Origin of the sequence: Arthrobacter sp. TB 26 (genome assembly GCF_000427315.1) — a bacterium.
In the GTDB taxonomy this organism is placed as follows: Bacteria; Actinomycetota; Actinomycetes; order Actinomycetales; family Micrococcaceae; genus Arthrobacter.
Genome location: NZ_AUPJ01000256.1, coordinates 8,764 through 12,046 on the forward strand (window position 1 = coordinate 8,764; position 3,283 = coordinate 12,046).

Annotated in this window: 2 protein-coding genes and 1 pseudogene; 1 reads left to right on the top strand and 2 read right to left on the bottom strand. The window is 70.7% G+C overall.

The window, feature by feature from the left end; translation table 11 throughout:
* Window positions 1–38: 38 nt before the first annotated feature.
* Window positions 39–1,028, top strand: coding sequence for an N-acetylglucosamine-6-phosphate deacetylase (locus K789_RS22740; protein WP_306376521.1), 990 nt, complete (start codon window positions 39–41; stop codon window positions 1,026–1,028).
* A 1-nt stretch (window position 1,029) separates the two neighbouring features.
* Here K789_RS22740 and K789_RS0109360 read toward each other — a convergent pair whose 3' ends face one another.
* The gene (locus K789_RS0109360) at window positions 1,030–2,802 is read right to left on the bottom strand and encodes a hypothetical protein (protein WP_128081596.1); all 1,773 of its coding nucleotides are present in this window, start codon (window positions 2,800–2,802) and stop codon (window positions 1,030–1,032) included.
* Between the two features lie 121 nt (window positions 2,803–2,923).
* Window positions 2,924–3,283: pseudogene (locus K789_RS0109365) on the bottom strand (anti-sigma factor); the annotation flags it as partial.

Below are 3,283 nucleotides of genomic sequence, written 5' to 3' on the forward strand. Positions count from 1 at the left end.
CCGGCGACAGCCACGCGTGCCGCGACGCCGTCAGCTTCTTGCACCGCAACGGAACAACCACACTGCTGGCCAGCCTCGTCACGGCGTCAGGGCAGGAGCTCGTGAGGGGAGTCGGGGTGCTGAGGCAGCTCGCGGACGAGGGCCTCATCGCGGGCATCCACTCCGAAGGCCCGTTCCTCGCCCAGGCCCGCTGCGGGGCACAGGACCCGGAATGGCTGCGGGCCCCGGACCCCGATTTGCTCCGCCGGTTGCTGGATGCGGCTGGCGGCACCCTCAAGACCATGACGTATGCCCCCGAGCTGCCGGGCGCCGACGCGCTGGTCAGCATGCTCGCCGCGAATGGCGTCACGCCTTCGCTGGGCCACACCGACGCCGACGCCCAAACCACCGCGGATTCCCTGACCGGCGCGGCCGAGTCCCTGCGCGCCCGCGCCCGCGCCGGAGCCCTGAACGCTACTAGTTCCGGTGACCCCGGGCCCGGGACGGGCCAGCGGCCGACGGTGACGCACCTGTTCAACGGGATGCCCCCGCTCCACCACCGGTCGCCCGGCCCGGTGGCCGCATGCCTGCGCCTCGCGGCCCGGGGCACCGTCGCTGTGGAACTCATCGGCGACGGCGTCCATCTGGACCCCGGGACGGTCCGGATGGTCTTCGAGCTGGTCGGCGCCGGCAACGTCGTCCTTGTCACCGATTCCATGGCGGCGACCGGCCTGCCCGACGGCGACTACGCGCTCGGTCCCTCCGCCGTGGTGGTGCGCGACGGCGTGGCGGCGCTGAAGAGCAACGGGGCCCTCGCCGGCGGCACGGCCACGCTGCTGGAAGTTGTCCGCCGCACGATCGGGGCCGGGGTCAGCCCTGCCGACGCCGTGAAATCGGCGACCCTGGTTCCGGCCAGGATCCTGGGCCTTGAGGCCGAGATCGGGAGCCTGAAGGCCGGCATGCGGGCCGACATTGTGGCGGTCGACGGCGACTTCGGGCTGATCGCAGTTCTTCGCGGAGGTCAACCCCTGGCCCGCCCTGCCGCCTGAGTCAGGGCTTGAAGTCGTCGTGGACCACCACGCGCGACAGCTCGACAGATCCGTCCGGCAGCCGCCAGAAGTGCAGCCGCCGGGCCGACGCCACGTTCTGCTCGATGGCCGCCCGGAAGCACTTTGCCCCGTCCGCACGCACCAGCTGGGCGGAGTCGCCGCCCGGGGTGGCCCGCAGCGGGTGGACTTCTCGTGCGGTGTTCCGGTCCGCCGTTCCGGTGAGGACCTCCACCGCGGCCTTCAGTGCCTTCGCCACCACGCCCGGATCGGTGAAGCCGTAGAGTGACGCCGCAAACTCCGGGCCGGCCTTCCAGTCCGGGGGCAGCGACTGCCGTGCTTTGTCGGACGCCGGGACGTTTTTGGCCCATGCGAGGTACAGGTCGTGCCGCAGCCGTTCTCCGGGACTCACAAACAGCCCGTCCGAACCGGCGGCGAGCGCACGCTTGAGCGTGGGCTGGGTGCGGCGCTTGTAGGCCCTGAGGTCAAGGAGCTCCTCCTGCCGCCGGGCGAGCCTGGCCTCCGCGTCGTCCAGGGCCGCCCGGGCCGACTCCGCGATCAGCTGTTCCGCCGCGAGTTCCAGCCGCAACGCGTCCTGCTCCCGCTGGAGGCTCACGAGCCCCGCCCCGGCCCGGCTGGCGGCGGCGACCAACTCCTGCAGCGCCGCGACTTTCCTCCGCTCGGCCTCCAGCTGGAGCTGGGTGGACATCAGCGCAGCCGACGGTTTCGGAACCGTGCCGGCCAGTGCCCCCGGGCTATCCTGCTCCGGGTCCCCGGCCCGGGGTCCGGATGCCCCTGCCGCCCCGGCAGGGAACGTCCGGCCCGACGCGGGCTGCTCGGTGAGGTGCCGTCCTGACCGCAGCCAGGGGGTACCGCCCGTCAGGAGCGCGGGCGCCTCCACAACACAGGCGTCATCGTCGACGTCGAGCAGGGACAACACCACCGCACCGTTGTCGTGCAGGAACCGCGCCACCACCACTTCGCCTTCGGTCACCAGGCTGTCCGCGGTGTCGAGGGGGTTGGAGGAAATCCTCGACTGCTCTACGGTCCAGCTGGATCCCGGGTAGAGGGTGAGCTTCGCGTTCCTGGCGCCCACCTGTTCGGCCAGCGCAAGGACGAGGTCGCCGGGCCGGTACAGCTCCGCAAGCCGCGGTGCGGTCTTGAGGCCGTTGATGTCGAGCGTCTTGTCCTCGTCGTTGAGGTCGCCCTCGACGGGCTGGCCAAGGTCCAGCATCCAGTCGAGCCGGACCGGCGGGACCACGTGCTCGCGCTGGATGGTGCAGCAACTGCCGTCTCCCAGTTCGATGATTGCCCGGGAACCGGCACTGGCGAAGGCCTTGACGATGCCCCGGACCCGCCGCGGGGCGGTGCGGACCGGCGCAGCCTTCGGCGGAACCACGGTGATCAGGCTCAGCACGTCATCGATGATGTCCCCGGCCGCACGGACCGCCGCCTGGCGGTCCCGCGCCACCCGCAGCGGGCTCCGGTGCACATCCTTCATCCAGCGAAGATCCTCCGCATAGACCCGCGCCGCGTTGCCAAAAACGTGGGCCCCGGACGGCAGGATGTCGCCGAACGCGTAACTCTCCGGACCGTTTTCCAGCCAAAAGACCTCTGCCAGATCTCCGACCTCCCGGGCGATACGTTCCACGTCAATACGGTTCTCCTGCTGCTCGGGATGCCAGGAGATAACTGCTGCCGGTTTGGTCCGCCCGGCCGCCATCAGGCGGAGCGCGAGATCTTTCCCGGAGGTGACAACCACATAAGCCTGTTCCATAACGAATCCCCAATCGCCGGTGCGGACGTGCGTGCCGCAGATGGTGGGGAATCGACAGCTCCCCCACCATGAGTAAAGCAAGGGGGTCTGACAATAATGCTGGCCCCTGGCGCCGCGGCTGTCATCCCCGCGGCACGGCGATGACGGCCAGGGTCTCCTGCTGCCCGTCCCGCACCTCGACGCTGGCGATGTTGGCGAGCTGCAGGGGCGTGGCCCCGGTGATCCTGACCCTCCCGCCCGGCGTTGCCGTCCAGGCACAGGCGCGGTCTTCGCCGCCGTCGCCGGCTTTCACCCACAGCGACAAAGTCCCGTCCACCGGCAGGCTCCGGCCCTCGACGGCGAGCTCGGTGCCCCAGGTCTTTTTGACCATCCCCACCGTGACCTGCAGTCCTTCGCCGGCCTGGACGGAGTAGCTGGCGTCCGGTCTGGGCGGCTGGTTGACCAGCGGCGCAGCCAGGATGCCAAGGGCGAGGCACGCCGC